Here is a 23,132-nt window from a genome sequence, read left to right as displayed (position 1 = left end):
TCTGGTCAGGCGGTCGCGACGGCCCAGCGGTCGATGTGCTCGCTGAGCAGGTGCAGGAGCAGGACGTGCGCCTCCTGCACCCGGGCGGTGCGGTCCGAGGCCACCGCGAGCACGCGGTCGGCGTACCGGGCAGCGGGACCGCCACCGGTGTCGGGCTGCCCGGTGAACAGGACCGTCAACGCCCCGGCGTTCTGGCCGGCCCGCAGACCGGCGACGACGTTGGGCGACCGACCGCTGCTGGTGAAGGCCACCACCACGTCGGCGGGGCGGGCCAGTGCGGCGACCTGCCGGGCGAACACGTCCTCGAAGGAGTAGTCGTTGCCGATGCACGTCGTGACGGTCGGGTCGGTGGACACCGTCACGGCGGGCAACGGGCGCCGCTCGCGGCAGTACCGGCCGATGAGTTCGCCGACCAGGTGCTGGGCGTCGGCGGCCGACCCGCCGTTGCCGAAGGCGTAGAGGATGCCACCGCGGTCCAGTCGGGCACTGACCTCGTCAGCGAGAGCTTGCACGTCGGGGACGAGCTTGCGGACCGACTCGATCACGGTGAGGTGATCGTCCAGGTGCTGGACGAGCGGGGAGTGGTCATCGATGTTCACGCGGTTGCTCCATCGTCGAGGTAGAAAAAAGCCGATGCCGCCGCGCCGACGACGCCGACGGTGTCGCCGTGCGACGACAACTCCACCCGGGCCGCTGCCCCGGCTGGTCGCATGGCCTGGGTGAGCGCGGCGCGGCGTACCGGTAGCAGGAAGGCGTCGCCGGCGCGGGTGACCCCGCCGCCGAGGACGACGAGTTGCGGTTCCACCACGTTGATCATGACCGCGATCGCGCGGCCCAGCGCGGCGGTGGTCTCGTCCCAGATCCGGCGGGCCAGCGGGTCGCCCCGCCGGGCGTGCGACGACACGGTTTCGGCGGTCACCACGTCGAGGCCCCGCATGGACGACGCGGCATCGGTGCTCAACGCCTCGCTCGCCCGGCGCGCGATCGAACTGCCCGAGGCGTACGCCTCGATGCAGCCCCGCTGTCCGCAGCCGCAGACCCGGCCGTTCCAGTCGATGATCACGTGGCCGAACTCGCCGCCGTTGCCGGCTGCGCCCCGGTGGACCTGCCCGTCGAGGATCAGGCCGCCGCCCACGCCGGTGGACACTGTCAGGTAGAGCATGTGCGCCACGTCGCGCCAGGGCCCGAAGCGGTACTCCCCCAGCACGGCCGCCGTGCCGTCGTTCTCCAGGAACGCTGGGCGTGCGTAGGCGGCGGAGACCACATCGACGATGGGCACGTCGTCCCAGTAGGGCAGCCCGGGCGGGCCTTGCACCCGTCCGGTCACCGGATCGAGCGGGCCGCCGCAGCCGATGCCGATCGCGGCCATGTCGGCCTGACCGTGCCCGGCGGCGGCCAGCGCCTCGTGCCCGAGGTCCAGCAGCCGCTCGATGACCTTGTCCGGCCCCTCCTCGACTCTCGTGGGTGTGCGGACGAATGAGCGGACCTCGCCGGCGCGGCTCATGACCCCGGCGGCGAGCTTGGTGCCACCGATGTCGAGGGCGAGGACGTGTTCGCGGAAGGGCACGCTGACCTCAGCCCTTTCGGCCCTGGGTGGCGATGCCCTCGATGATGTGCCGCTGGGCTACGGCGAAGATAATGATCATGGGTAGGGTGGCGATCAGGCTCGCCGCCATGACGATCTCCCAGTGTTGCTCGCCCCCGTTGCCGAAGGTGTCGATGACCGCCTTGAGTCCGCGGGGCACGGTGAACAGCGAGGTCTCCTGCAGATAGATCAGTGGCCGGATCAGGTCGTTCCAGCTCGCCTGGATCTCGAACACGAAGACGATCGCCAGCGCCGGCCGGGCGAGCGGCAGGGCGATGCGCCAGAACAGCCCGAAGAAGCTGGATCCGTCGACGCGAGCAGCCTCGAACAGTTCACGGGGAAGGCCGAGGAAGAACTGGCGTAGCAGGAAGATGTAGAACGCCGAGCCGAAGATGTTCTGCGCCCACAGCGGCACCTGGGTTCCGGTCAGACCGAGCTTGTTCCAGATCAGGTAGACCGGGATCATCGTGACCGCCTGCGGCAGCATCATCGTCGCGAGCACCAGCCCGAACAGCACGTTGCGGCCCGGAAACCGGAAGTACGCGAAGCCGAACGCCACCAGTGCGCTGCTGATGGTGACCGTCGTGGCCGCGGCGATTCCCACCACCGCGCTGTTGCCCACCCAGGTGAGCACAGGCGCGTAGTCCCAGACGTCGGCGAAGTTCTCCAGGCGCAGCGTGCGTGGGATCAGGGCGTTGTCGAACACCTCGGTACGCGGTTTGAGCGAGGCGCTGATCAGCCAGACGAAGGGGTAGGTGAACACCACGCTGGCGAGGGCGAGCACGATCAGGTAGGGCGCACGTTTCCACCAGCCCGGATCACGTCCGCCGGAGTACGGCTGGCTGCCTTCGGTCCGATCGTGGTCCGGGCCGGGCGTGGTGGAAACGGCCGCCAGGCCGGGAGGCGATGTACTCATCTCAGTCCTTCTCGCCTTCGTAGTAGACGAACCGGCGCGAGACCCGTACCTGCACGGCGGTGATGATCAGGATGATCAGGAACAGCAGCCAGGCCAGCGCCGAGGCGTATCCCATGTGCAGGAACCGGAAGGCCTGCTGGAACAGGTAGATCACGTAGAACAGCGCGGCCTCGTTGGAATAGGTGCTGTTCTGCTGGGCGCCGAAGAACATCGTGTACGCCTGGTCGAACATCTGCAGTGCGGCGATCGTCTGCACGATCAGGGTGAAGAACAGCGCGCCGCTGATCATCGGCACCGTCACCTTGCGGAACTTCGTCCACGCGTTCGCGCCGTCCATCTCGGCGGCCTCGTAGAGGTCCTTCGGCACCTGACGCAGCGCCGCGAGGTAGATGACCACGGTCCCGCCGAGGCTCCACAGCATGGTGATGACGAGCCCGGGCTTCACCCAGTTGGTGTCGGTCGTCCAGTTGGGTCCGGTGATCCCGACCAGGCGCAGCGTGCGGTTGAGCAGTCCCTCCTGACCGTTGAGCAGCAGCAGGAACAGCGCGCCCACGGCGACGGTCGGGGTCATGACGGGCAGGTAGAAAACCGTCCGGAAGAAGCCCGACGCCCGGCCGACCCGGTTGAGCACCATCGCGAGGATCAGCGCCACCACCATCGCCGTCGGCACATACAGGACCGCGTAGATGAGCGTGTTGCCAAGGGCCTTGGCGACCTTGGGGTCCGCCACGAGTTCCCGGTAGTTCGCCACCCCCACGCCTTCGGGCGAGTCGATCGCGTTGTAGTCCGTGAACGACAGCACGAGGCTGGCGATCATCGGGCCGAGAGTGAACACCAGGAACCCGACGATCCACAGTGAGATGAAGCCGTAGGCGGCGCGGATCTCCCGCCAGTTTCTGGTCGGGCGTGCGCCACCCGGAAGCACCTTCCGGGTGGCCACATTCGCGGTTGTCACGGCCATCACTTCGCCGCGCTGAAAGCCTTGCTCGCATCCGCCTGCGCCTGCTTCATCGCCGCGTCGGGCTTCTGCTGGCCGGAGAGTGCCCGGTTCACCGCGTCCTGCCAGGCCGCCTTGATCTCGCTGCCGGCCTTGGAACCGGGGATGGCGAACGCATAGCCGGTGGACGCGTAGTAGTTCTCGATGGCCTTGTGGAATCCGGTCTGGCCGGGCTTGACGTGCTTAGCCTTGATCTGCTCGTCCGCCGAGGGGTTGGCGGTGAAGAGGCCGGTGAAGATGGAGTTGTTCTTCTCCACCGTGGCCTGCCGCGCGGCGCCGGCCTTGAGCCAGGTGTCGGTGCTGGTCATGACCTTCATCCAGTTGATGGCCGCGGCCGGGTTCTTGGCGCCCTTCGGCAGGCACCACGCGCTGCCGTTCTCGAAGCTGATGGGCGTTCCCTGCTTGTCGGTGAACGGAACCGACTGCAGGTCGACCTTCGGCGACGACTGGACCAGGACGTTGACGTACCAGCCCTCCCAGGGGAACGCGCCGGCCTGGTTCTTCACGAACTGGTTGCCGGCTCCGAAGAGGTCCCAGGTGTCCCGGAACGCCTTGAACTTCGACCAGCCACCCTGCTCGTTGATCAGGCTCAGGGCGTACGTCAGGGCCTCGATGATCTTCGGGTCGTCGAGGTTCGGCGCGCCGTCGGGGTTCACCAGGTCCGCGCCGTTGGCCTTCGCCCACAGGGGCAGGAACTCGGGGAGCTTCGGGTCGAACCCGATCCGGGCGATCCCGCCACCGCTGGCCTTGTACAGCTTCGTGGCGACGGTGTGCAGCTTGTTCCAGTCGGTGGTGCTCACGTCGGCGAGGGTGAGCCCGACCTCCTGCAGCGCCGCGCCGTTCACCAGGATGTTGCGGGTGTTGTAGAACTCGGGGACGCCGTAGACCTTGCCGTCGATCGTCACTTCCTTGATCGCGGCCTCGCGGTAGTCCCCCGTCTTGATGCCGGCGGTGGCGAGGTGGTCGTCCAGCGGTTGGATGGCCCCCTGCGCGGCGTAGCTGCCGACCAGGTCGCGGTTGAGGTACACCAGTGACGGTGCGTTGCCACTGGCAACCGCGGAAAGGAACTGCTGCGGATCGAAGTCGCCCTCGTTGATGGCGAGCTGCACGTTCGGGTAGGCGCTCTTGAACGCGTCGATGCGCGCCTGCCCCACATCGTCGGGCTTGCCGAATCCCTGGGTCGACAAGGAGCCGGTGTCGCCCTTGTCGCCCTTGTCAGCGTCGTTTCCACTCCCGCTGACACCGCCGCAGGCGCTCGTCGCGCCGAGTGCGAGGGCCCCTACCGAGCCGGCCAGAAGGCCCCGTCGGGTGATCGTCATGCGTCACTCCTCAAAGACGGCGGATGTCCAGGACAGGCACGCGTGAAACCCCGTCGTGACCTGGGCTTCAGCCTCATCGGCGGAGCCGTGGCCACTCATGGGCCGGACCCGGGACATCGGATGTGGCATCGTTACCACAGTGATCTGCAACATATGGCGGCCCGCAGGGACTGTCAAGAGTTGGTTGCGGCAGTGTTACCTGCGCGAGTCAGCCCGGCGACGGTGCGGTGGTGACCGGACGGGATCCGGCACCCGCCGCGTGCGTGCGAACACCGTGCGGAGCCGCGGTCGACCCACGGATCACAAGCGACGGCTCGATGTACCGGACCGTCGCCAGGGTGGGCGCGGATCCGCTGAGGCGGTCGATGACCAACTGGGCACAGGTGCGGCCGAGGTCGTCGGTGTGCTGGTCCACAGTGGTGATTCCGGGCGAGACCATGGACATCCACGGGACGTCGTCGAAGGCGACCAGCGACAGGTCGTCGGGTAACCGCAGCCCACGCCCCTGCAACGCCTGGAACGCACCCTCGGCCAGCATGTTGTTCGCGGCGAAGAGGGCGGTGACGTCGGGACGCCGGTCGAGCAGGGCGTTGACGGCGTCCCGGGCCGCATCGGGCTGGAATCTCGTCGGCACCACCAGGGCGGGATCCATCGGCAGCCGCGCGGCGCGAAGCGCGGCGCGGTACCCGGCCAGGCGGCCCGCTCCGGTGGTCCAGTCCGTCTCGTCGATGAGCAGCGCGATGGTGGTGTGACCGAGATCGATTAGGTGGCTGGTGATCTCCTGCGACCCCTGGACGTTGTCGACCAGGACGCCGTCCGAGGTCAGTCCGTCCACCATCCGGTCGGCCTGCACGACGGTGACCCCATCGTCCATCAACATCCGCACCGCCCGCCCGGATACCGGCGTGACGATCGCGGCCGACACCCGCACCGCCAGAAAGGTTCGGGCGCCCTCCACCTCGGCCTCCGCCTGGCCGCCGTTGTTAACCACGATCACGTGATAGCCGGCCGCTCGGAGTTGCTCTTCGATGCCCGCGGCGAGGTTGGCGTAGAACGGGTTGCGAATGTCGGAGATCAGCACCCCGACGGCACGGCTGGTCCGGTTGCGCAAGGCTCTGGCGTTGCCGTCGGGGACGTAGCCGATCTGCTCGGCGGCCGCCAGCACCCGGGCGCGCACCTCCGAGGCGACGTAGCCGTTGCCGCTCAGGGCGCGCGAGGCGGTGGACGGCGAGATGCCCGCGGCGCGGGCCAGGTCCTGGATGGTCGGGCGCCGGCGCGGATGGGGGGCGGCTTCCCGTCGAGGTTCGCCGCCACCATCCTCAGGTTTGCGCACCATGAGACGAGATTCTATGCGGCGGGACCAGGCCATGCTTGTCGCGATACGCCGTCCAAGCGGTCGCGATCGCCGACCATGTCGCCGGGGCGAGCAGGTCAGCGTCAAGATCCATCCGGTCGGCGTAGTACAGCGCCGGCACGCCCAACTGGGGCGCGGCGGCGGCGTACGCCACGAGGTCGGGCTGGCCGGGCAGGCACCACCCGTCGGTGTCGACCGGCAGCTCCGGGCACGCGGCCTGCACCACCCGGGCCCGGTAGGTCATCTGCGCGACGACGGCTGACCCGGGATCGCCGGGCGGTGGCGTCCGCCCCTCCGGATGGTCGAGGTGCAGTACGTCGTTGAGCCGGATCATGTCGGTCACGTCGAGGAATCCAGGATCTGGTGTGTGCGTCACGATCAGCGAGTTCGGCTTGATCTGTTTGGCGGTTCGGTAGACCACCGCGAGAAGCTCGTGCAACAGATCGAAGCCCCACGACGGGCCGGCGTGGCGCAGGGCCGTACCCGACGGGGTGCGCCCGGTGAAGTCAATCTTGAGCCCGTCGGCGTTGAGGCCATCCGGGTGGAGCATGTGGCGCACGGCGTCCTGGATGATCGACCGGCCGAGCGGGCTCTCCGGGTCGAGCGCCACCGGAACGCCGTCGGGATCCCGGACGCACGCGTCGTCGGGAGCGCCTTCCGGGTCCCACGCCTTCCACCAGAGCAGCACCCGTTGGCCTTCGGCGTGCCGGGCCGCGATGAAGCCGGCCAGGTCCGGCCACTTCCGCGGGTCGGGCCGGCAGGTCGCGTACTGCGCCTGCCACTTGTCGTCCACCACGACCGTGCCCGGCACGACGCCATTGCGGGTCAGCGTGTCGAGGAGCTCGTCATACAGTGCCTGGCGGGACAGGTCGGGTGCGGACGACCCGCCCTCGGTGGCCAGCGCGCACTGCGCACCCCAACCGCAGAAGATCGGCTGGCGCCAGTGGTCGGCCAACGGTCGAGGCGTCACCGGCTCGGTCAGGCCGCGCGCGACGAGTTCAGCCCGGTACCGGCGCAGCCCCTCGTACGGGTCCTCGGCCCCGAACAGCAGCAAAACCGTGGGCGTGGTGAACGTCCCGTCCACCGTGGTGTGCCCCTGGTACTCACAGCGCAGGCTGAACCCACCCGGGGTCGGGTCGTACCCGAACTCCACGAAGGTGCGACGCCGTGCCGCCAGCCCGACCATCAGCCACGGTCCGGCTGGCAGCTGGCGGTCGTCGTCGGCCCGCTGCCGGGACAGGCCGAAACAGGTCGGTGCCGGCGTGAACAGCCAGCGGCCCACGCCGGGTTCGCCGCCCTCCCCGTTAGCGCTGATCACCGCCGGCTCGGCCGCCGGTCGGGCGATGCGCCACGGGTGGTCGGGGTTTGGGGAGAAGACGGTGCGGTGGGCGGTGCCGCTGGGCAGCATGCCCTGGGGCAGGCGCGCGCCGCCGAGCAGCTGCACGGTGGTGATCCGACCGTGGCCGTGCACCGTGGCGCCGAAGGTGATCTGGCTGGGGTGGAACTCCACCACGTGGGTACGCCCGGACCATCGGGTGCTGGTGCACGTGATGGTCAGCCGTACGAGGTTGTCGTGGAGCTCCTGCGCGACCGACTCGACCCGGACCGTCTCGTCCGGCCCGTCCAGGGCGTGCACGGAGGAGAGCAGGCGTAGCCGTCCCCAGGAACCGCCGTCCGCAGTCGTGACCTCGGCCAGCAGCCGCCGGCGGTCGATCCGGGCGGTGTACTGCGGGGTACGGATCTCCAGTTGTCCGGCCGTGTCCAGCACGGCGACCTCGGCGCTCATCGCACGTCCACCAGAGCCTCGGCCTGCTGACCGAAGTCCCGGTCCCCGGCGGTCAGGTTCGCCGCCAACCGGGCCCTGCGCCGCGGTATACCGGGAGGAGGCAGGACCTCGAACCGTACGCAGGCCTCGCCCAGCGCGTCGACCTCGACTGCGCGATGCCCGGGCGACGCCCGCCAGCCGGCCGGAACCACCAGGTCGACGCGCAACCCGCACCGTCGCCGGAACGGGTTGCGGACCTCCACCTCCAGCTGCAGCGGTTCCCCGCCGGTCACCACCGAGCGGTACGGCAGGATCCGCGCACCGAATCCCTCCGCGCCGAAGTCGACGTCATCCAGCGGCAGGAGCGCCTGGTGCAGCCGGGCGAGTTCCTCGCCCTTGCTGAGCAGCATGTCCAGGTAGGTGTCGTCGACCCGCCGGGGCGCCCAGTGTCCGCTGATCATGAGATCCGGCGCCAGCCGCCGGTACAGCAGCGCCGAGTCCACGAAGTCGTCGATGCGGAACCGGTTGCGGTACTGGAAATTGAGCACCTCGGTACGCTGCCCGTCGACCCAGCCGCCGTCCTGCTGGTCGCCGGTGGCCACGACGGTGTTGCCGTCGGCCTGGAAGGCGATCGCCACGGCGTACAGGGTGTGGCCAGGTAGCGGCCACATGGTCAGTTCGTACTCGTGCCACCGCACGGGCACGCCGGTGGGTACCACCCGGTCGACCGGCAACGGGTCGTACCACAGGCACGGCAGGTCGTACCGGAGCGGGTCGCGCAGGATCGGCGCGACGGAGTCCGCCGCCCAGATCTGAGTGCCCTCCACCTCGTGCAACAGGTTGAATCCGGCCACGTGGTCGTCGTGGTAGTGGGTGGGCACGGCCACCTCGACGCGGTCGATGCCGTACGAGCGTTTCAGCGCGTCGAGTGAGGCGAGCCAGGGCCGGCGTGACGACCGGTCGCTGCCGGAGGGCAGGCCGGCGATCATGTCGAAGCCGTAGTCGATCAGCAGCGCCGCGCCCGAGTCAGACAGCAGCGCGTAACTCGTCGCGAAGGACGTCCGGTTCCGCAGCAGGTGCGGCGAGATCTCCTCGTACGGCTGCCGCAGCCGGGCGGTCAGGTCCCAGGGCTCGTCGCGCCGGAAGTCCACCAGCGCCTGCAGGTTGCGTCGCGTCTCGGCGATCGCCGGCAGCGGATCGGTGATCGGACGGCCGTGCGAGGGCAGGATCAGCTCTGGACGGCGGTCGGCGAGCAGGTCCAGTGACAGCACCGAGGCGGCCGCGCCTTCCAGCCCGCTGTAACTCCACTGCAGCGCCGAGACCGACCAGACCGTGCCGGGCCCGTGAAGCAGGTCACCGGTGAACGCCATCCGCCTGCCGTCCAGCTCCGCCAGGTAGCTGACCGAGCCCAACGTGTGCCCGGGCGTGGGCAGGGCCGTGATGTCGACTCCGCCGAAGCGGCTGGTGCGGTACTCCGGCACCACGCCGTGCACCGGTACATCGTCCAGCAGCGAAAACCGATCCTGCCGCAGGTCGTAATAGTTGTCGATGGTGCGCGTCTGCCAGTGCGTGCTGACCTCGGCGAACAGGTCGCGCTCCGAGGAAGGCACCCAGATGCGCGCCCCAGCGCCCGCCGCGCGAGCCAGGCCCTGGCCCTGGTCCCGGTGGTGGTGGGTCATGAGTACGTCGGTGATCCGCTCGACACCATAGTCTGCGAGATGATCGAGGACGGTGCCCGAGCCGAAGTCGATCGCGACCGCGTCCGATCCACTGATGATCAGGTAGACGTTGCAGGTGTCGTGGTGCACGTATACGCGGTTCGTCAGGCGCATGTGGCAACGATTCCATACCTCCGTGCCCAACGGAAGGCCGCAAACACGATCCCCGGCCATCCAGCAGGAGCCGTTGCTGCGGGTGAGGTGTCACCTTGACCGAGAGTCGCCGCTCGGTGACGACTTGCGCAATCGCGAAGAGGTCGCCCAAGTGGAGAGACACAACAACGCACCCGCAATCCGTACGTCCTCCGCGGCCTGATGTACTGCGCCGCCTGCAGCCGACGAATGTACGGCCAGTACACCCACGGCGACGCCTACTGCCGCTGCCGCTCCCCTAGACGTGTAGTTCCGAACCCGGTCAGGGGGTCGAGGAAGAACGGAACGGGATCTGTCGCGGGGCTTGGTCCTACTGGCAGGACCTTCAGCCGTCGGACCGCTCTTCGAACGCTTCTACGAGGGTCGAGGCGATGAGGGCGACAGCCTGGTCGTCGTCGTGGGTCAATTGCTGCAGGATGCCCTGCGCGATGGTCGCCGGCATCTCGGCGAGTGCCTGGGTCAGGCGTATCCGCACCGCGGAGTCCGCAGTGTGTGCGGCGAGTTCGTCGACCAGTGCGCTCATGATCCGGTCCGCGCAGCCAGGGTCCAGTGACAATGCCCCCAGGACCTCGGCCGCTTCGACGTCGTTCGTGCCTTCGACCACCATGTCAACGAGTGTCGGCACAGCTTCGGTCGCGCCACGCCTACCCAATGCCAGAGCAGCGTGCCTTCGCACCGTCGGGTCCGAGTCCCCGAGTGCGTCCGCGAGCACCGCGGTCGCCTCGTCAGCGGATATCTCGGCGATCGCCAGGACCGCGCGCCGCCGGATGTCGACGTTCTCCGAGTACACGCCGGACGCCACGCTTGCCACACCGTCACCGCCCGACCGCGCGAGGGCCCACCGCAGGGCGCCGGCGACGTTCGGATCGGATTCGGCGAGGACCGCCTCAGCCAGCATCTCGGTGGGAACCGGCAGGTCCTCGGCCGGGTTCAGGACGGTCTGCTGCCGGCGCGCAGCACTGGGCGAGTTGAGCCCGTGCAAGAGCTCGACGATGCGCAGGACGCCCTGCCAGCCGGAGGGCGCCGAGGCGTCGACCGTACGGAGTCGCTCGAGTAGCTCCTGTTCCCGCTTCAGTCGGTCTTCGGTCCGTTGGATGAGGTCGCCGACCAGTGCGGACGGCGCGAAGGCTGACGCCGCGAGAGCTGGGTCAGTTCGAGGACTTCCTCGATGCGGGCGCCGGTGTGCCGCAGCGTCTCAATCAACGCCCACGCCCAGAAGCAGTCGGCCTCCAGCGCGGTGACGTCGACCAAGTGGTTGTCGGCGTTCCGCAGCCAGATCCGATCACGTGCCCGCCTGCCGCGCAGCTGCGGATCGTGCCGGGTGTAGACCTTGCCGTCGATGGTGGTCTGCTGCCCGTGTGGAGTGGCCGAAGCCGCCGCGAGCAGCCGGGCCGACCATTCCCTGCGCTGCGTGGCGCCTTTAGCGGTCTCGGCAGCAGCGGCGTGAGGATTCGGGTGCGCTGCTGCATCCGCGCTGTTCGCTGCCGCTTCACCTTCCGCAAGGCCTGGACGTCAACGCTGCGGACGCCAGACATGCCAATCTTGCAACCGATCGGGCTCGGTCACGGCGACGGTGGCCCTGACGAAGGTGTGCCCCGAGTAGGCCGGAACGATGCCCGGAGCCAGGCGGCCGCGTACCCAGGAGACGATGCCGTCCGCGCCCGCCCCCCAGGCGATAACGGCCGGTTCCGTCGTCGAATCCGACCCCGGGCTCCGTCGTCCTCCTCGGTCAGCGACAGCGGGAGCGTTCCGAACTGGACGGTGCCGGGAGCGATGGCGGCGAGCAGCAGTTCACTCAGCACCCGACGGTGGGACGGCGAGCGGCAGGCCCAGCTCTGCCCAGACCAGATCCCACCGCACCTCGCTGCGTCGACCGTCGGAGTCGATCGCCACCTGGCGGGAGAGCGCGGCCCCGGAAGCGACCATGCCCTCGCGGAGCCGCCCGAGGCTGGCCAGCGCGTTCGGGTGCAGGACGATCCCGGCCCGGGCGGCACGCAGACGCGCGGCTCGCTCGACAGCCTGGACAAGATCTCCCGGTTTGCAACTGACCGGCCAGGGCAATCCCGGCGACCCCCGCTCCGACGACGAGCACGTCCGCCGTCACGGCCGACCGTCCAGCGGCGCCATCCAGCGCAGGTGTCCGTCGACGCGTACCAGGCTCACCGGCCGGGTGGTCTCCGGTCCGTGCCACGCCAGGCAGCCTTCCTCGGCACCCTCGCCGTGGTGCGGAGCGAAGGCCGGTTCCAGCCATAGGTGGTACAGGGGTCCACCGTCTCCGATCGAGTCGACCGCCTTGTCGAATGCGGCGCGCCGCTCAGCCGGCACGTGCATCCGGGTAGCGGAGTGGAACACCAGCCGGGCCTCGCCCGTGGGCAACTGCCGGCCGAGGTCCGGGCAGACATCAACCGCGTCACCAGCGATGATTCGGACCGGCTCGGCCACCGCCTGCTTTAGCGCGGCGTCGAGAAGGCCGGCGGCCGGTCGGTCCTCGGGCCAGACCAGCGCCCGCAGCCAGCGCCGCTGATCGGGGTCGAGGACATCGACCGGATGGAGGTCGACCCCCGTCCGGCTACCGATCTCGGGCAGGTGGGTGAGGTCCGGCGCGGGTCCGTCACCCCGCCATTCGCTTTCCACGGTCACCCGTGCGTCAGGCGCACCGAAGACTCGGCCGCCGAGCCGGTAGCGGTAGCGGTCGACGTGCAAGTGGAATCCGGCGCTCGCACCGACCTCGACGAGATGCATCGGGCCGTCGACGACGTCCCGCAGAGCCGCGAGGGCGAAGCGCAGGGCCAGGACGCGACGCACGACGTTGGACTGCACCAGCCGGGTGCCTATGAGTTCCTCGACCTGCTCGCCGTGGCTGCGGCAGAAGTCGAGAAAGACCGGGCCGGCGGCTGCCGGGTCACGCGCCGGCGTACCGACGACCGACGGGTAGAAGTCACCCAGGTCATGCTGAACGCCGCTCAGCAACAGGTGGTGCGCCGCGCCGAAGAGGAGGAAGGATGGCTGCTGGCCCGGCCGCCGGTGCACCAGGAGTTCCAGGGTCCGCTCGTCGTCGGCGATGACCTCGCACAGCGCCCGGTAGAGCGGGGAGGCCTTGAAGGTGCCGCCCGACTGCCGGAAGTGCTCGGCGAGTTTGGTGAGTTCCTCAGCCCTGGTCATGGTGCTCCTGTTGGATCGAGATCGACGAACCCGCCGGAGTGCCGTTCACGGCGGGCCGAATCCTGCACAGCCTTCAACACCGGGGACGGTGCCCGCAAGACCGCCGAGGTGCCCTCGACGACCGGGCGGCGGTCTGCGGCGAGGCGCTCCACCAGCAACGCCGCGTAGGAGAACGGGGCAGGGTGGCGATTGACGCGGCGGCCTCTCGCGCGGCGTCACGGTAGCCCGGTTCCGTGAGGACACGCCGCACGGCCGCCGAGATCCGGGCCGGGGACGGACCCGGTATCGCGCAGCACGATCCCGGCGCCCATCGCCTCCAGGCCCGGCAGCCGGGTGGGGTCGTCGGCGTTGCCGAGCGGAATGCTCACCACGGGGACACCATGGTGCAGCGCGGCGCGGATCGAGCCGTAGCCACCGTGGCAGACCACGGCGTCGGTGCGGCTCAGGATTTCGGCCTGCACCGCCTGCGGCAGAAATCGTTCTAGTCGCACATTCGCCGGTACGTGCCCAATGCGCCCGGGTCCGTCTGCGGCCCGGTGGTGGCGGCGACCCGCACCAGCTCGTCGGCGAGGGCGGCGAAGATGTCGTCGAAGACCCCCGGCCGGCGGTCGAACATCGTGCCGAGCGTGACGTACACGCAGGGCCGAGAGCCGTCGAGCTCCTCCAGTCACGACGGCATCTCGGGCTCCTCGTACAGAGCTGGCGGCGGTTGCAGGATGTGGGTGGCCGGCCCCAGGGATCGGGCCGGGAACCATCGGGGCGGCCCCACCAGGAATTGCAGCCAACGGTGCATGGAGCCGAGAGTCCGGTCCGGCAACAGACCCACGTCCGATAGCGCCTCCTGGAAAGGCCCGCCTCCTGGAAAGGCTCGCCCAGCAACATCGCGAGCAGGCGAGGTGGAGTGGGTGCGTGGTCCAGGACTGCGACGGGTAGTTCGTCGCGGTCGCCCACCAGCCAGGCGCTCCACGCCGCAGTCTCCCGGACCAGGACGTCCGCCTGCCAGTCCCGGGCGGCGGCGCTCAGCTCAGGCACGGTGCGGACCGCTTCGCTGGGCGAACGCCAACCAGCTGGCAACGGTCTATCTAATCCAGCCGCACGGCGAACACGTCGCCACGGAGTATTTCGACGTCGGTCCGAGCCGTTCCCTACCGTGGCAGCGCCGAACCCAAGCCAACCTTCTCCTCGCGGCGTTGCGCGACCCCAGGCGCGGGTTCGCCGCCGTCGTCGTCGGCGAACCGCACCGCGCCTTCTACGGCAATCAGTCCGGCCTCACGGTGCCGCTGTTCGCCCACTACGGCGTCGAGCTCTGGGTGCCCGAGATCGGCGGCCCCATCGACCCCGACAACGAGGCACACGAACTGGTCATGTCCGTCTTCGGCGGCATGAGCAAGGGCGAACGCAACCGCATCAAACTCCGCGTCCGCACCGCCATGGCCGCCCAGACCCTCCTCGAGAACCGCTACCTCGGCGGACGCCCGCCCTACGGCTACACACTCCGCGACCTCGGACCCCACCCCAACCCCGCCAAGGCCGCCGACGGCAAACACCTCAAGGGCCTCACACCCGACGAGCAGACCGCGCCCATCGTCCGGCGAATCTTCGCCGAGTTCCTCGCCGGCATCGGCCTCTTCGCCATCGCCGAGGGACTCACCGCCAACCACGTGCCCTGCCCATCAGCCCACGACCGCGCCCGCAACCAGCACCGCAGCGGCATCGCCTGGTCCAAGAGCGCCATCCGCGTCATCCTCACCAACCCCCGCTACACAGGGCGGCAGGTGTGGGGACTGCCCCGGGTGAACCGCCCCGGGTTCGGTGGAGACCTCAGTTGTTGGCTCCAACCGCCTCGCGGGGCTGGGGTTGAGCGTAGAACATCGATTCGTATTCGGCCGGTGGGACTGCGACGCGGAGGACGCGTTGCAAGCCGCCCACATCGAGCCGTACAGCGGCAGGAACAACGATGTGACCAACGGTTTACTGCTTCGCGCAGACGTGCACAACCTCTTCGACAAGGGCCTGATGTGGATCGACGGCAACTATCGCATTCGTACCTCGTCCGAGCTGGTGTCGCGCCACTACAAGGACCTCGATGGTAAGGAACTCCGGCGGCCAGTCAGCCGCGCGGACTGGCCGGACAAGGAGAAGCTATACGCGCATAGGGCAGGAGCCCGTCGCTGACGACTGCTGCGGATGGGGTTCGTTGAGCACTTCCGCCGCGGGCCCGTTGTCGAGGCGCATGATCTGCCGGGCACGAGTAGAGAACTCGGTGTCGGCGTAGTTAGGGGCGTAATGGGTGGTACGTGCGCGTCAGTCCGGTACGGTCACCCGCTGCTCCGGGGTCGGCTTGCCGGCGCCCGGGAAGTGCACCTCGGTGTCGAAGGCGAGCACCCCGTAGTAACCGCCCGAGGTGTATCCGCTGAATCGGATCGTGTAAGCGTCGCTGCCCGTCGTCGGGGTGACCGCGTGCGGGACCAGCCGGCCGCAGGACGCGGTGTGCCCGGGCCCGTTCCCGCTCGGTGAGGTGGCGGTGAGGGAGTAGTCCTGTTCGCCGGCGTGGCTGACCCGGCAGGTGATGGTCAGGCTCAGCGGCTCACGCGAGTCCGGGGTCCATCGGCCGTCGTCGTAGAAGAAGGGCTCGACGAAGACGTACGGGTTGAGGTGGTAGGCGCCCGTGTCGTTCTTGCGCAGCCGCTGGGTGCAGAAGCGGAAGTTTCCCTTCGTCTTGCCGCTGAGCGAGACGTACACCTGATTGCCGGCCTGAAGGGTGCAGGTCTGCGACAGCAGGGTGTAGCCGCGGGGGAATTCCGGGGCCGGGGTGGCCCTACCGGCGGGGGCCGGGGCGGCGGCCGAGCCGGCCCGCGCTGTCGCCGACGTGCGCGGCTTGGGCGTCGGGGAGGCGCTCGCGGGCAGGTTGCTGGGCGTGGGGGTCACCGCCGTGGCGGCACTCGTCGTCTCCGCCGCGGTGGGCGCCGTCGCCACGACGGTGGGCGCCGGGGTGGCCCAGACGGCTCCGGCAGCACCGGATTCGCCGCAGCCGGTAGCGCCCGTGGCGAGCAGCAGCGGCGCCAGTACGCCGTAGCGGAGGAGCGGACGGCGCCGCCGGACGGGTGCGCTCATCGCTGCAGCGTCGCGGTTGCGTAGCCGTCAGGATAGAACTCGTAGTAGTCGCGGTACCGGACCGTGAAGGTGGTGGTGCCGCGAGGCAGCGAGTAGGTGAGGGTGTATTTGCCGCTGGCGTCCAGCTTGCTGCGCCAGAACTCCCGCTCCGCCCCGCCGTTGGTCGACGCGGTGATCCACCAGTAATTGTCGTCACCGATGGGGGAGCTCCAGGTCACGGTGAGCTGCGCGGTCTGCTTGTCCTTGCCGGTCCCGACCTGGGCGGTGACGGCCAGATCGGTGACCGGCGGCTTCGGCGGGTGCGCCGGCCCGAAGGAGTGCAGCAGCTGGGTTTCCTGGTAGGGGTCGGTCGAGGTGACCGCCCAGGCCCGGGTGCCGTCCCGGTTGACTAGCAGCGTGCCCTCCCAGAGGCTGTCGCCGCTGCGGAAGTCGACGGCGTACGTCGGGACCGTGCTGCCCTTGCCGTAGAGGTAGACGTCGGCGTCACCGGAGGAGGTCGAGGCGCGGCCGATGGCGACGGTCGAGCCGTCCCCGGACCAGGCGGCGTCCTGCGGATAGACGCCGCTCGGATAGACGGTGGCGTCGGCGAGATCCGGCAGCCGGTACGAGTGGTGCTCGTACGGGTGGCCGACCGTCTCCACCACCTCGGTGCCGTCCGGGCTCACGGCGTAGTCGATGAGGTTGCTGCCGGTGTTGTCCCGCCGGGCGACGATCGTCGGGCTGTCGCCGGAGACGTCGATGACGTACGTGGTGACGGGCGAATACCCGGTGTCGCCGGCGACGAGGAGACCTGGCGCGCCGGGGCTGGCGTCGATGATCGGGTGGTAGTTGGGGCCTTCGGTGTAGACCACTGGCGGGATTCCGGGCGCGGACCAGATCAGCAGACCGCCGGAGCCGATGCCGGCGTCGATGAACCCGCCGATGATCTTCTCGCCGGTCGGTTCGACCGTGTACAGGTGGGCGCCGACGGGGGCGGGATAGCTGGCGATGATGGTGAGCGTGGCGGCATCCAACGCGATGATCCGGTTGAAGCCCTGGGCCGCGTACAGGATGCGTCCGTCGTCGCTGAGGACGAGGTCGGAGATGTCAGCGACGGCGGTGATCCGGGACAGCAGCCGGCCGTCGAGGTCGGTCACCACCAGCGGCAGTCCGCCACCGACCCCCTGTGCGAGGTAGAGGCGGCCGCGCGCCTCGTCGAGCTCGATCGCGCGCAGGTCGTCCACCGGCAGCTGGACGCCGACGCTCCTCAGCGGGGCCGCCGCGGCGGCGGCCGGCGCTGCTCTCAGTAGCTCCCCGGCACTGAGCCCGATGGCCGCGGTTATCCCGGACGCCAGCAGTTGACGACGTCGCATGGCACCTCCCCGTGTCGGCCAGCCGCGTACCGACGGCCAGGCGAGATCCTAGTACCGGGCTCGCCACTGGCGCTGTACCCCACCGCCCGCCCCGCTCTTGATCTAGGTCCCGTCCACCCGCGATGGACGATGGGGCGCACGAGCCTCCGCACCGCCTCGGCCGCCTGCCAGCTCCGCGGGTTTCATCAGCGCGGCTTCGGCACCTGCCGGTTGAAGCGGGGATTGAGGGCCAGGACCAGGGCCTCCTTCGTACCCTCCGGGTTGTCGGTCTCCTGCCAGCGGACCTCGCAGCGACCCAGCCAGCCGGCGATGTCCTGCGCTGTCGCCACCGGGCCCTGCTCGTCGAGGAGCTGGCTGGACGACCCCGGCAGCTGCTGCAGACCCGACACCGCGAGAACTGTCTGCCTGGCATGCGACCGCCAGGAAGCGGGTTGCAGGGGGGCCTGCGCCAGGGTGGGCCGGAGGGCGATGGTCAGGTGAGGGTACTAACCACCCCATCAGCGGACGGGGACGAGGTGCCGGCTCTACCCGCGATCAGACCGGCTGACCACCGTCGTCATGCCGCCCGATGCGGTCGGCGGGGAATCAGCTTCGTGGTGGCCTCTGCGGTGCCGCCCGGCGAGGCAGGCGGTGATGAGGGCGTGGTCGTCGGTGCAGTCGACGACCGTGTCGCCGGGCCGGCTGTAGGCGGAAACGAGACGGTAAGCCAAGCGGGCGCCAACCGTGCGGCCGGCGTCGGCTGAGGTGCGGGCGGTGCGCCACACGGTGATCGGCACCGGCGGGTTGCCGGCCACAAGATCGGTCAGGGTCGGGTCGGCGCCGGAGAGGTCCGGGTCGACGGGGCGGGCGGGGGCCTGGTGCTGCGGCGTGTGCTCGCTCATGTGGTGTCGGCTCCGCGCCGCGCGGGCAGTGCGCTGACACCCTCAAACCCGGGTTTGTGTGCTCTGGCGAACGCCCCCCGTTCTCACAACGGCTCACAACCGCTCACAACCAGCGCGAAATGAGGTACTTAGGCCGGATGTATCGCCTCACGACCGTGTGGCTGCCCCGCTTCGCAGCGGAACGGTGTCGCCGATGCGGCGCCAATGGGTCAGGGTGCGCCAGGCGAAGGCGAGCCGCAGGCCCAGCAGGTAGAGCAGCAGCGCGAGCCAGGCCGCGGGCTACGCTTGCTCGGTGCAGCAACCATCGGTGCAGCCGGGGCCTTGGCCGGTGGCGGCGTCGACGGCCGGCAGGGGTGCGCAGCCGTCGCAGCGTTCACCGCGCCAGGCTTCAACGCCTTCCTTGACCGCAACCCCGGCGATGACGAGCGCGGCGATCGGGTCAGCCCACGACCAGCCCCAGACGGCGTTGAGGACCAGGCCGACGAGCAGCACCGGCGAGAGGTAGGTGCACAGCATGGGCTGAGTCGGGTCCGCCATGACCGTTGCCGAGCCGAGTTTCCCGCCAGTGCGGCGCTTGGCCGCATGAGCAGCGGCATCACGATTAGCGACGCGACGGCAAGGCCGGTCCCCACCGGGCTGGCGTCAGCGTCACCGCCGGCCAGCAGCGACCGGGCGGCATCGAAGGCCACCAAGGCGGCCAGAGCGAGAAACGACGCGCCAATCAGCCGCAGCGGGAACCGCTCCCGATCCTCGGGCTGCCAGATCAACACGGCCGCGCTGGACACCTCGACGAACGAGTCCAGGCCGAAGCCGATCACACCCACGTAGAGTGCCGGTTCATGGGTTGGCACGGAACGCTTCTACTGGCGAAGCCCGCCAACGGAAATCTTCCGGCGCACCCACAGGTGCGGCCAGCGTTCGGGTCGCGGTTCATGACACCCGGCCCGTGGGGCAACCCGGTAGGGCTGTACGACCTGGGGGACGGCTGGCAGCGGGTGGGCGCGAAGCCGTTCTACAGCGAGCGGTTGCGGCTGGCGGCGGGCGTCCAGGCGCTGGTCGCGGCGACCGCGGCCCCGGTGCTGGCAGCGTGGGTTGCCGAAAGTGTGTGTGCCCATCTGGAAGGCCGCACGCCGGGGGGTGTGGTCCTGTCTGTGCACCTGCCCAACATCGACGAAGAGTGTGGATACGAGCACCTGGAAGGTCGACCGGCGCGGGTGCAGCCGCGCCTTGCCGTCGAAGCAGTGGAGGCTTGGGCTCACGAGGCTGGGCAGACCCCGTCGACCGAGGCCATTTCGGCCATCGTCAATGGCATCTGGAACGAGCGGCCCGCGATGGAAGACGAGGTGCTGGCACTGTTCGCTGCGCTGGGGTTTCCGCCGGGAACGGAGATCCCGCCGATCATCGACCCGGAGGATCCGGCGTTCGGAGATTACGGGCCCACGGCCGGCTGGGCCGACATGAAGGCTTCCGGCCTGATCCACGCGGCGAGTAGGGGCGAGGTGCTGGGTCCCGAGTACGACCTGACCCCGAAGGAGCGAGACTACCTGCGCTTCCGCGACCTGGTGTGGGGGCTCGGTCTACGGCGGCGGGCTCAGCCGCGACGAGCTGATCGCCCGATACGAGCAACAGACGTCGCAATGGCAAGACCAGTAATCGGGTCGCCGCTGCTGGCAGACCAGCGTCTGCCGGTCAGTTAGACGGGCCGTAGCTGCCGGTCAGGCGATCATGTCAAGCATCAAGTGGGACGCCGGTGTAAAGCATCAGCCGGGACACGACACAGCGGGTGGCGTCATATGTGATCCGACAACAGATCCGCGACACGTGTCCGCCAACTGAGGTGTGACAGATCCAGCGACCTAGAGGCGGCAGGTTTGGCCGCCGACGAAACGTCCTGTCATGCCGAGAGTGTGTCGAGGCGCCGATCGTGTCCCATCGACGGCCGCTGCTAGCGTCACCGGCAACCGTTGAGAAGGGAGTGCCGATGGTGGGTCGGGCGAAGGTCGGTGGACGGCCGCGGTCAGTAACGATTGCAGTGACTCTGATGACCGTCGTGGCCGTCGGGTATCTCGCAGACGCGATGGCGGTCACCGTTGGGGCAGCTGCGTACCCGGACCGTGTGCGGGAGGCACTGAACACCTCCGAGGTCGACCCACGCGCCTTTGACGCTATCAAACCACTGGCCTCGGCATTGCCCTACGTCGCGGCGTTGATCACCGCCGTGGCAGCACTGGTCCTACTGGGTATCGCGGCCTCAGTGCGTGCGGGGCACTTCGCGGGCCGCATCATCGCCTGGATCGCGATCGGTCTGTCCCTGATCTGCAGCTTCTGCGGTCTGGGTCAAGCTGGTACGCCCGCTTTCAGCGGAATCTTCTACGTGTCCGCGTTCACCCGTGACGCCTCCGGAACTAACACGTTCGTCCAGCGGTTGCCGGCCGCGTACCCGCCGGCCTATCAGTACCTCAGCGCCGGCTTTGCCCTCTTCGCGATGCTCGCCCTGATCGTCGTCGTCGTGCTGCTCGCGCGACCCTCAGCCAACCGCTTCTTCCGTCCGGTCAGACAGCTGGCACCGCCGCCAGCAACTCATTACCTGGCCGACTCGGCGCCAGCAACTCATCACCTGGGCGACTCGGCGCCAGCAACTCATTACCTGGGCGACTCGGCGCCAGCGCCGGTCGCTGGGGCAGCCCGTCCGATCATCGGCCAGATTTCCCAACTGTCGGTGCTGGTCGGGCAGCATCAACGCGGCGAGTTGACCGACGAGGAGTTCGCTGCGGCTCGCCAGCAACTGCTCGGTGGCCCCTGATACCAGCACGTCAGACATGCTGGTATCCACCCGGCGGGAGACGCAGCTGCGCGCCCTCAGGGTCACGCGGCACGTCCAAGGAGGGGAGACGTCATGACTGGTGCTCAGGTCGATGCGCTTATCCGGATCATGCCGCCAAGCCACGGCGCCGACGAAGAGGTGGACTGGGACGCCGCCGAGGCACAGTTAGGCACCCGTCTACCGGCCGACTATCGCGCCTTCATGGCGGTCTACGGCGGCGGCAGCATTGGCGGCCAACTAAGCATCCTGCTACCGCTGCCCGTCGACTCGGTATGGAGCGGCGGAACGATCGCCGGCGAGACTCCGAACTTGCGCCACTACTGGGAAGAGGAGGGCCGGCCAGCAGGGACAGAGCTCGGGGCGGATGCCGTAATGGCCTGGGGCGTCGGCAGCAGCAACCCCGACCTACTGGGCTGGCTGATGACCGGCTCAGATCCCGACCAGTGGCCAGTGGTGGTGTGGCGACGCCACGTGTCATGGGGCGACCCGAGCCTCGCACTCTTCGACTGCGGGATGGTGGAGTTTGTCAGGCGACTGTCGCTCGCCGACTTTGATCAGTGCCCGCTTAGCGATGTCTCTCTGTGGGGCCGCATCGAGCCGTTCGTGCACTGGCGTGAACAGGACCGCCGCTTCCTAGCCGGTCTCGATCCCATCACCGGCGAGTCCGACCCGACCTCAGACATGTTCAAAGGCTGGGACCGGCCGTAACCCAGGGCCCCGGCAAAGTCGCGGGGTTGCCCGGCTTGATGTGGTTGGTGTAGACGCGCCCTTGCTGGTGGTAGCAGGGCGGGCATGACCAGTTCAGATGATCATCGAGGTTCCTACGCCTTATCGATCGTCCGAAGTGAGCCATGCCCGCTCTGCCATCATCGCTGATCTCGTCCGTATCCGACGCACCGGCTGTCACCGTGCACGAAGCCGCTGCTGGGCTGCCCGCGGCGTTGACGGGTCTGCCGGATCCTCGCGCCCGTCGCGGTGTCCGGCACCGGTTGACCGTGGTGGTGACCGCATCGGTCTGTGCCGTGGTGGCCGGCTACCGCCCCTACGCCGCGATTGCCGAGTGGATCGCTGACGTCCCCGCTGCAACCGTCGTCGCGTTAGGTATCGCCCCGGACCGGCGCCCGTCGGAGGCGATGATCCGCCGGTTGTTGCAGGCCCTGGACCCGGACCTGCTCACCGCAGCCGTCAGCGGATGGCTGTCCACCCGGGCCATGACGACATCGCCAGCCGAGCGGCGGGCGATCGCCGTGGACGGCAAGACACTCCGCGGCTCCCGCAACTGCAACACTGCCGCCCAGCATGTCCTCGCGGCCTGCGACCAGGCCACCGGCGTGGTCCTGGCCAGCACCGATGTGGACGGCAAGACCAACGAGATGCGATTCCAGCCGCTGCTCGACCAGATCAGCGACCTGCGCGACACCGTGATCACCGCCGACGCCCTGCACTGCCAACGCGACCACGTCGCCTACCTCGCCGAACGCGGCGCCCACTGGATCCTGACCGTCAAGGCCAACCAACCCAGCCTGCACGCCCAACTCGCCGGCCTGCCCTGGCGGGCCGTCCCGGACGCCGCACGAGACACCGACCGCGGACACGGCCGCCGCGAGATCCGCACCTGCAAGATCCTCACCGTCTCCACCGGGATCGATTTCCCGCATGCCGCCCAGGCCCTGCAGATCCGCCGCCACAGACGCCGCCTCGACCAGCCGAAACGGTTCACCACCCAGACCGTCTACGCGATCACCGACCTCCGCGTTCACCAGGCCAGACCGGCGCAACTCGCGAGCTGGGTCCGCGGTCACTGGTCGATCGAGAACAAGGTCCACTGGGTTCGCGACGTCACCTACGACGAGGACCATTCCCAAATCCGCACCGGCACCGGACCGCAGGTCATGGCCGTCCTACGCAACGCCGCCATCGGCGCCCTACGCCTGACCGGCGTCACCAACATCGCCGCCGCCAACCGGCATCACGCCCGCGACAGCACCCGCA

The 23,132-nt window shown here is 69.1% G+C and carries 22 protein-coding genes and 4 pseudogenes; 6 read left to right on the top strand and 20 right to left on the bottom strand.

The annotated features are described in order from the left end of the window. Positions 1-5: 5 nt before the first annotated feature. The 15 genes and pseudogenes from KBX63_RS25185 to KBX63_RS36515 form a co-directional block, all read right to left on the bottom strand. Positions 6-599, bottom strand: a complete 594-nt coding sequence (locus KBX63_RS25185) for an SIS domain-containing protein (protein WP_210915337.1) — start codon at positions 597-599, stop codon at positions 6-8. Continuing rightward, complete coding sequence (locus tag KBX63_RS25180; protein ID WP_210915334.1) at positions 596-1,567, bottom strand: ROK family protein; 972 nt, start codon at positions 1,565-1,567, stop codon at positions 596-598. The genes KBX63_RS25185 and KBX63_RS25180 overlap by 4 nt, the downstream gene beginning before the upstream one ends. A 7-nt stretch (positions 1,568-1,574) precedes the next feature. After that, the gene (locus KBX63_RS25175; RefSeq protein ID WP_210915332.1) at positions 1,575-2,501 is read right to left on the bottom strand and encodes a carbohydrate ABC transporter permease; all 927 of its coding nucleotides are present in this window, start codon (positions 2,499-2,501) and stop codon (positions 1,575-1,577) included. A 1-nt stretch (position 2,502) separates the two neighbouring features. Beyond that, positions 2,503-3,456: a sugar ABC transporter permease gene (locus tag KBX63_RS25170; protein WP_307871830.1), complete on the bottom strand. Its 954-nt coding sequence runs from the start codon at positions 3,454-3,456 to the stop codon at positions 2,503-2,505. A gap of 5 nt (positions 3,457-3,461) precedes the next feature. Continuing rightward, on the bottom strand, positions 3,462-4,817 hold the full coding sequence (locus tag KBX63_RS25165) for an ABC transporter substrate-binding protein (RefSeq protein WP_210915329.1): 1,356 nt from the start codon (positions 4,815-4,817) through the stop codon (positions 3,462-3,464). A 208-nt stretch (positions 4,818-5,025) separates the two neighbouring features. Further along, a complete protein-coding gene (locus tag KBX63_RS25160) occupies positions 5,026-6,186 on the bottom strand; it encodes a LacI family DNA-binding transcriptional regulator (RefSeq protein WP_210915327.1) in 1,161 nt (386 codons plus the stop codon). After that, a complete protein-coding gene (locus KBX63_RS25155) occupies positions 6,137-7,957 on the bottom strand; it encodes a hypothetical protein (RefSeq protein WP_210915326.1) in 1,821 nt (606 codons plus the stop codon). Before KBX63_RS25155 ends, KBX63_RS25160 begins: the two co-directional genes overlap by 50 nt. Further along, complete coding sequence (locus KBX63_RS25150) at positions 7,954-9,768, bottom strand: MBL fold metallo-hydrolase (RefSeq protein WP_210915325.1); 1,815 nt, start codon at positions 9,766-9,768, stop codon at positions 7,954-7,956. The genes KBX63_RS25155 and KBX63_RS25150 overlap by 4 nt, the downstream gene beginning before the upstream one ends. Positions 9,769-10,132: 364 nt before the next feature. After that, positions 10,133-10,927, bottom strand: a pseudogene (locus KBX63_RS25145) (HEAT repeat domain-containing protein); the annotation flags it as partial. Further along, entirely contained in the window at positions 10,879-11,058 is a 180-nt protein-coding gene (locus KBX63_RS25140) for a hypothetical protein (protein ID WP_210915324.1), read from the bottom strand. The pseudogene KBX63_RS25145 and the gene KBX63_RS25140, both read right to left, overlap by 49 nt. Positions 11,059-11,598: 540 nt before the next feature. Beyond that, positions 11,599-11,868 carry a hypothetical protein gene (locus KBX63_RS25135; RefSeq protein WP_210915321.1) on the bottom strand — a complete coding sequence of 90 codons (270 nt, stop codon included), beginning with the start codon at positions 11,866-11,868 and terminating at the stop codon, positions 11,599-11,601. A 39-nt stretch (positions 11,869-11,907) separates the two neighbouring features. Further along, a complete protein-coding gene (locus KBX63_RS25130) occupies positions 11,908-12,969 on the bottom strand; it encodes a DUF2332 domain-containing protein (RefSeq protein WP_210915318.1) in 1,062 nt (353 codons plus the stop codon). 215 nt (positions 12,970-13,184) lie between these two features. Beyond that, a complete protein-coding gene (locus tag KBX63_RS25125; protein ID WP_210915315.1) occupies positions 13,185-13,430 on the bottom strand; it encodes a glycosyltransferase in 246 nt (81 codons plus the stop codon). Positions 13,431-13,450: 20 nt separating this feature from the next. Continuing rightward, a complete protein-coding gene (locus tag KBX63_RS36060; protein ID WP_256443162.1) occupies positions 13,451-13,585 on the bottom strand; it encodes a hypothetical protein in 135 nt (44 codons plus the stop codon). A gap of 529 nt (positions 13,586-14,114) precedes the next feature. Continuing rightward, positions 14,115-14,630 carry a hypothetical protein gene (locus KBX63_RS36515; RefSeq protein ID WP_307871829.1) on the bottom strand — a complete coding sequence of 172 codons (516 nt, stop codon included), beginning with the start codon at positions 14,628-14,630 and terminating at the stop codon, positions 14,115-14,117. Here KBX63_RS36515 and KBX63_RS36510 point away from each other — a divergent pair. Together KBX63_RS36510 and KBX63_RS25115 are read left to right on the top strand one after the other, a co-directional pair. Further along, positions 14,589-14,696: pseudogene (locus KBX63_RS36510) on the top strand (hypothetical protein); the annotation flags it as partial. The gene KBX63_RS36515 and the pseudogene KBX63_RS36510 overlap by 42 nt on opposite strands. Before the next feature lie 85 nt (positions 14,697-14,781). Next, positions 14,782-15,144, top strand: coding sequence for an HNH endonuclease (locus tag KBX63_RS25115; protein ID WP_307871828.1), 363 nt, complete (start codon positions 14,782-14,784; stop codon positions 15,142-15,144). A gap of 129 nt (positions 15,145-15,273) precedes the next feature. Here the strand turns inward: KBX63_RS25115 and KBX63_RS25110 are convergent, their stop codons facing one another. From KBX63_RS25110 to KBX63_RS25090, 5 genes and pseudogenes are all read right to left on the bottom strand, one after another. Further along, on the bottom strand, positions 15,274-16,083 hold the full coding sequence (locus KBX63_RS25110; RefSeq protein WP_210915310.1) for a hypothetical protein: 810 nt from the start codon (positions 16,081-16,083) through the stop codon (positions 15,274-15,276). Beyond that, a complete protein-coding gene (locus tag KBX63_RS25105) occupies positions 16,080-17,435 on the bottom strand; it encodes a hypothetical protein (protein WP_210915308.1) in 1,356 nt (451 codons plus the stop codon). Before KBX63_RS25105 ends, KBX63_RS25110 begins: the two co-directional genes overlap by 4 nt. 185 nt (positions 17,436-17,620) lie before the next feature. After that, entirely contained in the window at positions 17,621-17,824 is a 204-nt protein-coding gene (locus KBX63_RS25100; RefSeq protein ID WP_210915306.1) for a hypothetical protein, read from the bottom strand. Positions 17,825-18,028: 204 nt separating this feature from the next. Beyond that, positions 18,029-18,316 (bottom strand): annotated as a pseudogene (locus tag KBX63_RS25095) (hypothetical protein); the annotation flags it as partial. Positions 18,317-18,595: 279 nt separating this feature from the next. Then, positions 18,596-19,134 (bottom strand): annotated as a pseudogene (locus tag KBX63_RS25090) (cation transporter); the annotation flags it as partial. A 21-nt stretch (positions 19,135-19,155) separates the two neighbouring features. Here KBX63_RS25090 and KBX63_RS25085 point away from each other — a divergent pair. The 4 genes from KBX63_RS25085 to KBX63_RS25070 form a co-directional block, all read left to right on the top strand. After that, positions 19,156-20,013 (top strand): hypothetical protein, encoded by an 858-nt coding sequence (locus KBX63_RS25085; protein ID WP_247663050.1) that lies wholly within the window; start codon positions 19,156-19,158, stop codon positions 20,011-20,013. Between the two features lie 344 nt (positions 20,014-20,357). Next, positions 20,358-21,119: an SHOCT domain-containing protein gene (locus KBX63_RS25080; protein WP_210915303.1), complete on the top strand. Its 762-nt coding sequence runs from the start codon at positions 20,358-20,360 to the stop codon at positions 21,117-21,119. 93 nt (positions 21,120-21,212) lie between these two features. Beyond that, a complete protein-coding gene (locus KBX63_RS25075; protein ID WP_210915300.1) occupies positions 21,213-21,848 on the top strand; it encodes an SMI1/KNR4 family protein in 636 nt (211 codons plus the stop codon). 200 nt (positions 21,849-22,048) lie between these two features. Next, on the top strand, positions 22,049-23,132 hold a 1,084-nt coding region (locus KBX63_RS25070; protein ID WP_210915297.1), incomplete at its 3' end, for an ISAs1 family transposase.

It is taken from the genome of Micromonospora sp. U21 (assembly GCF_018070045.1).
GTDB lineage: Bacteria > Actinomycetota > Actinomycetes > Mycobacteriales > Micromonosporaceae > Micromonospora.
Note: the sequence above shows the minus strand (reverse complement) of the source record. Positions and strands in the feature narration are given on the sequence as shown.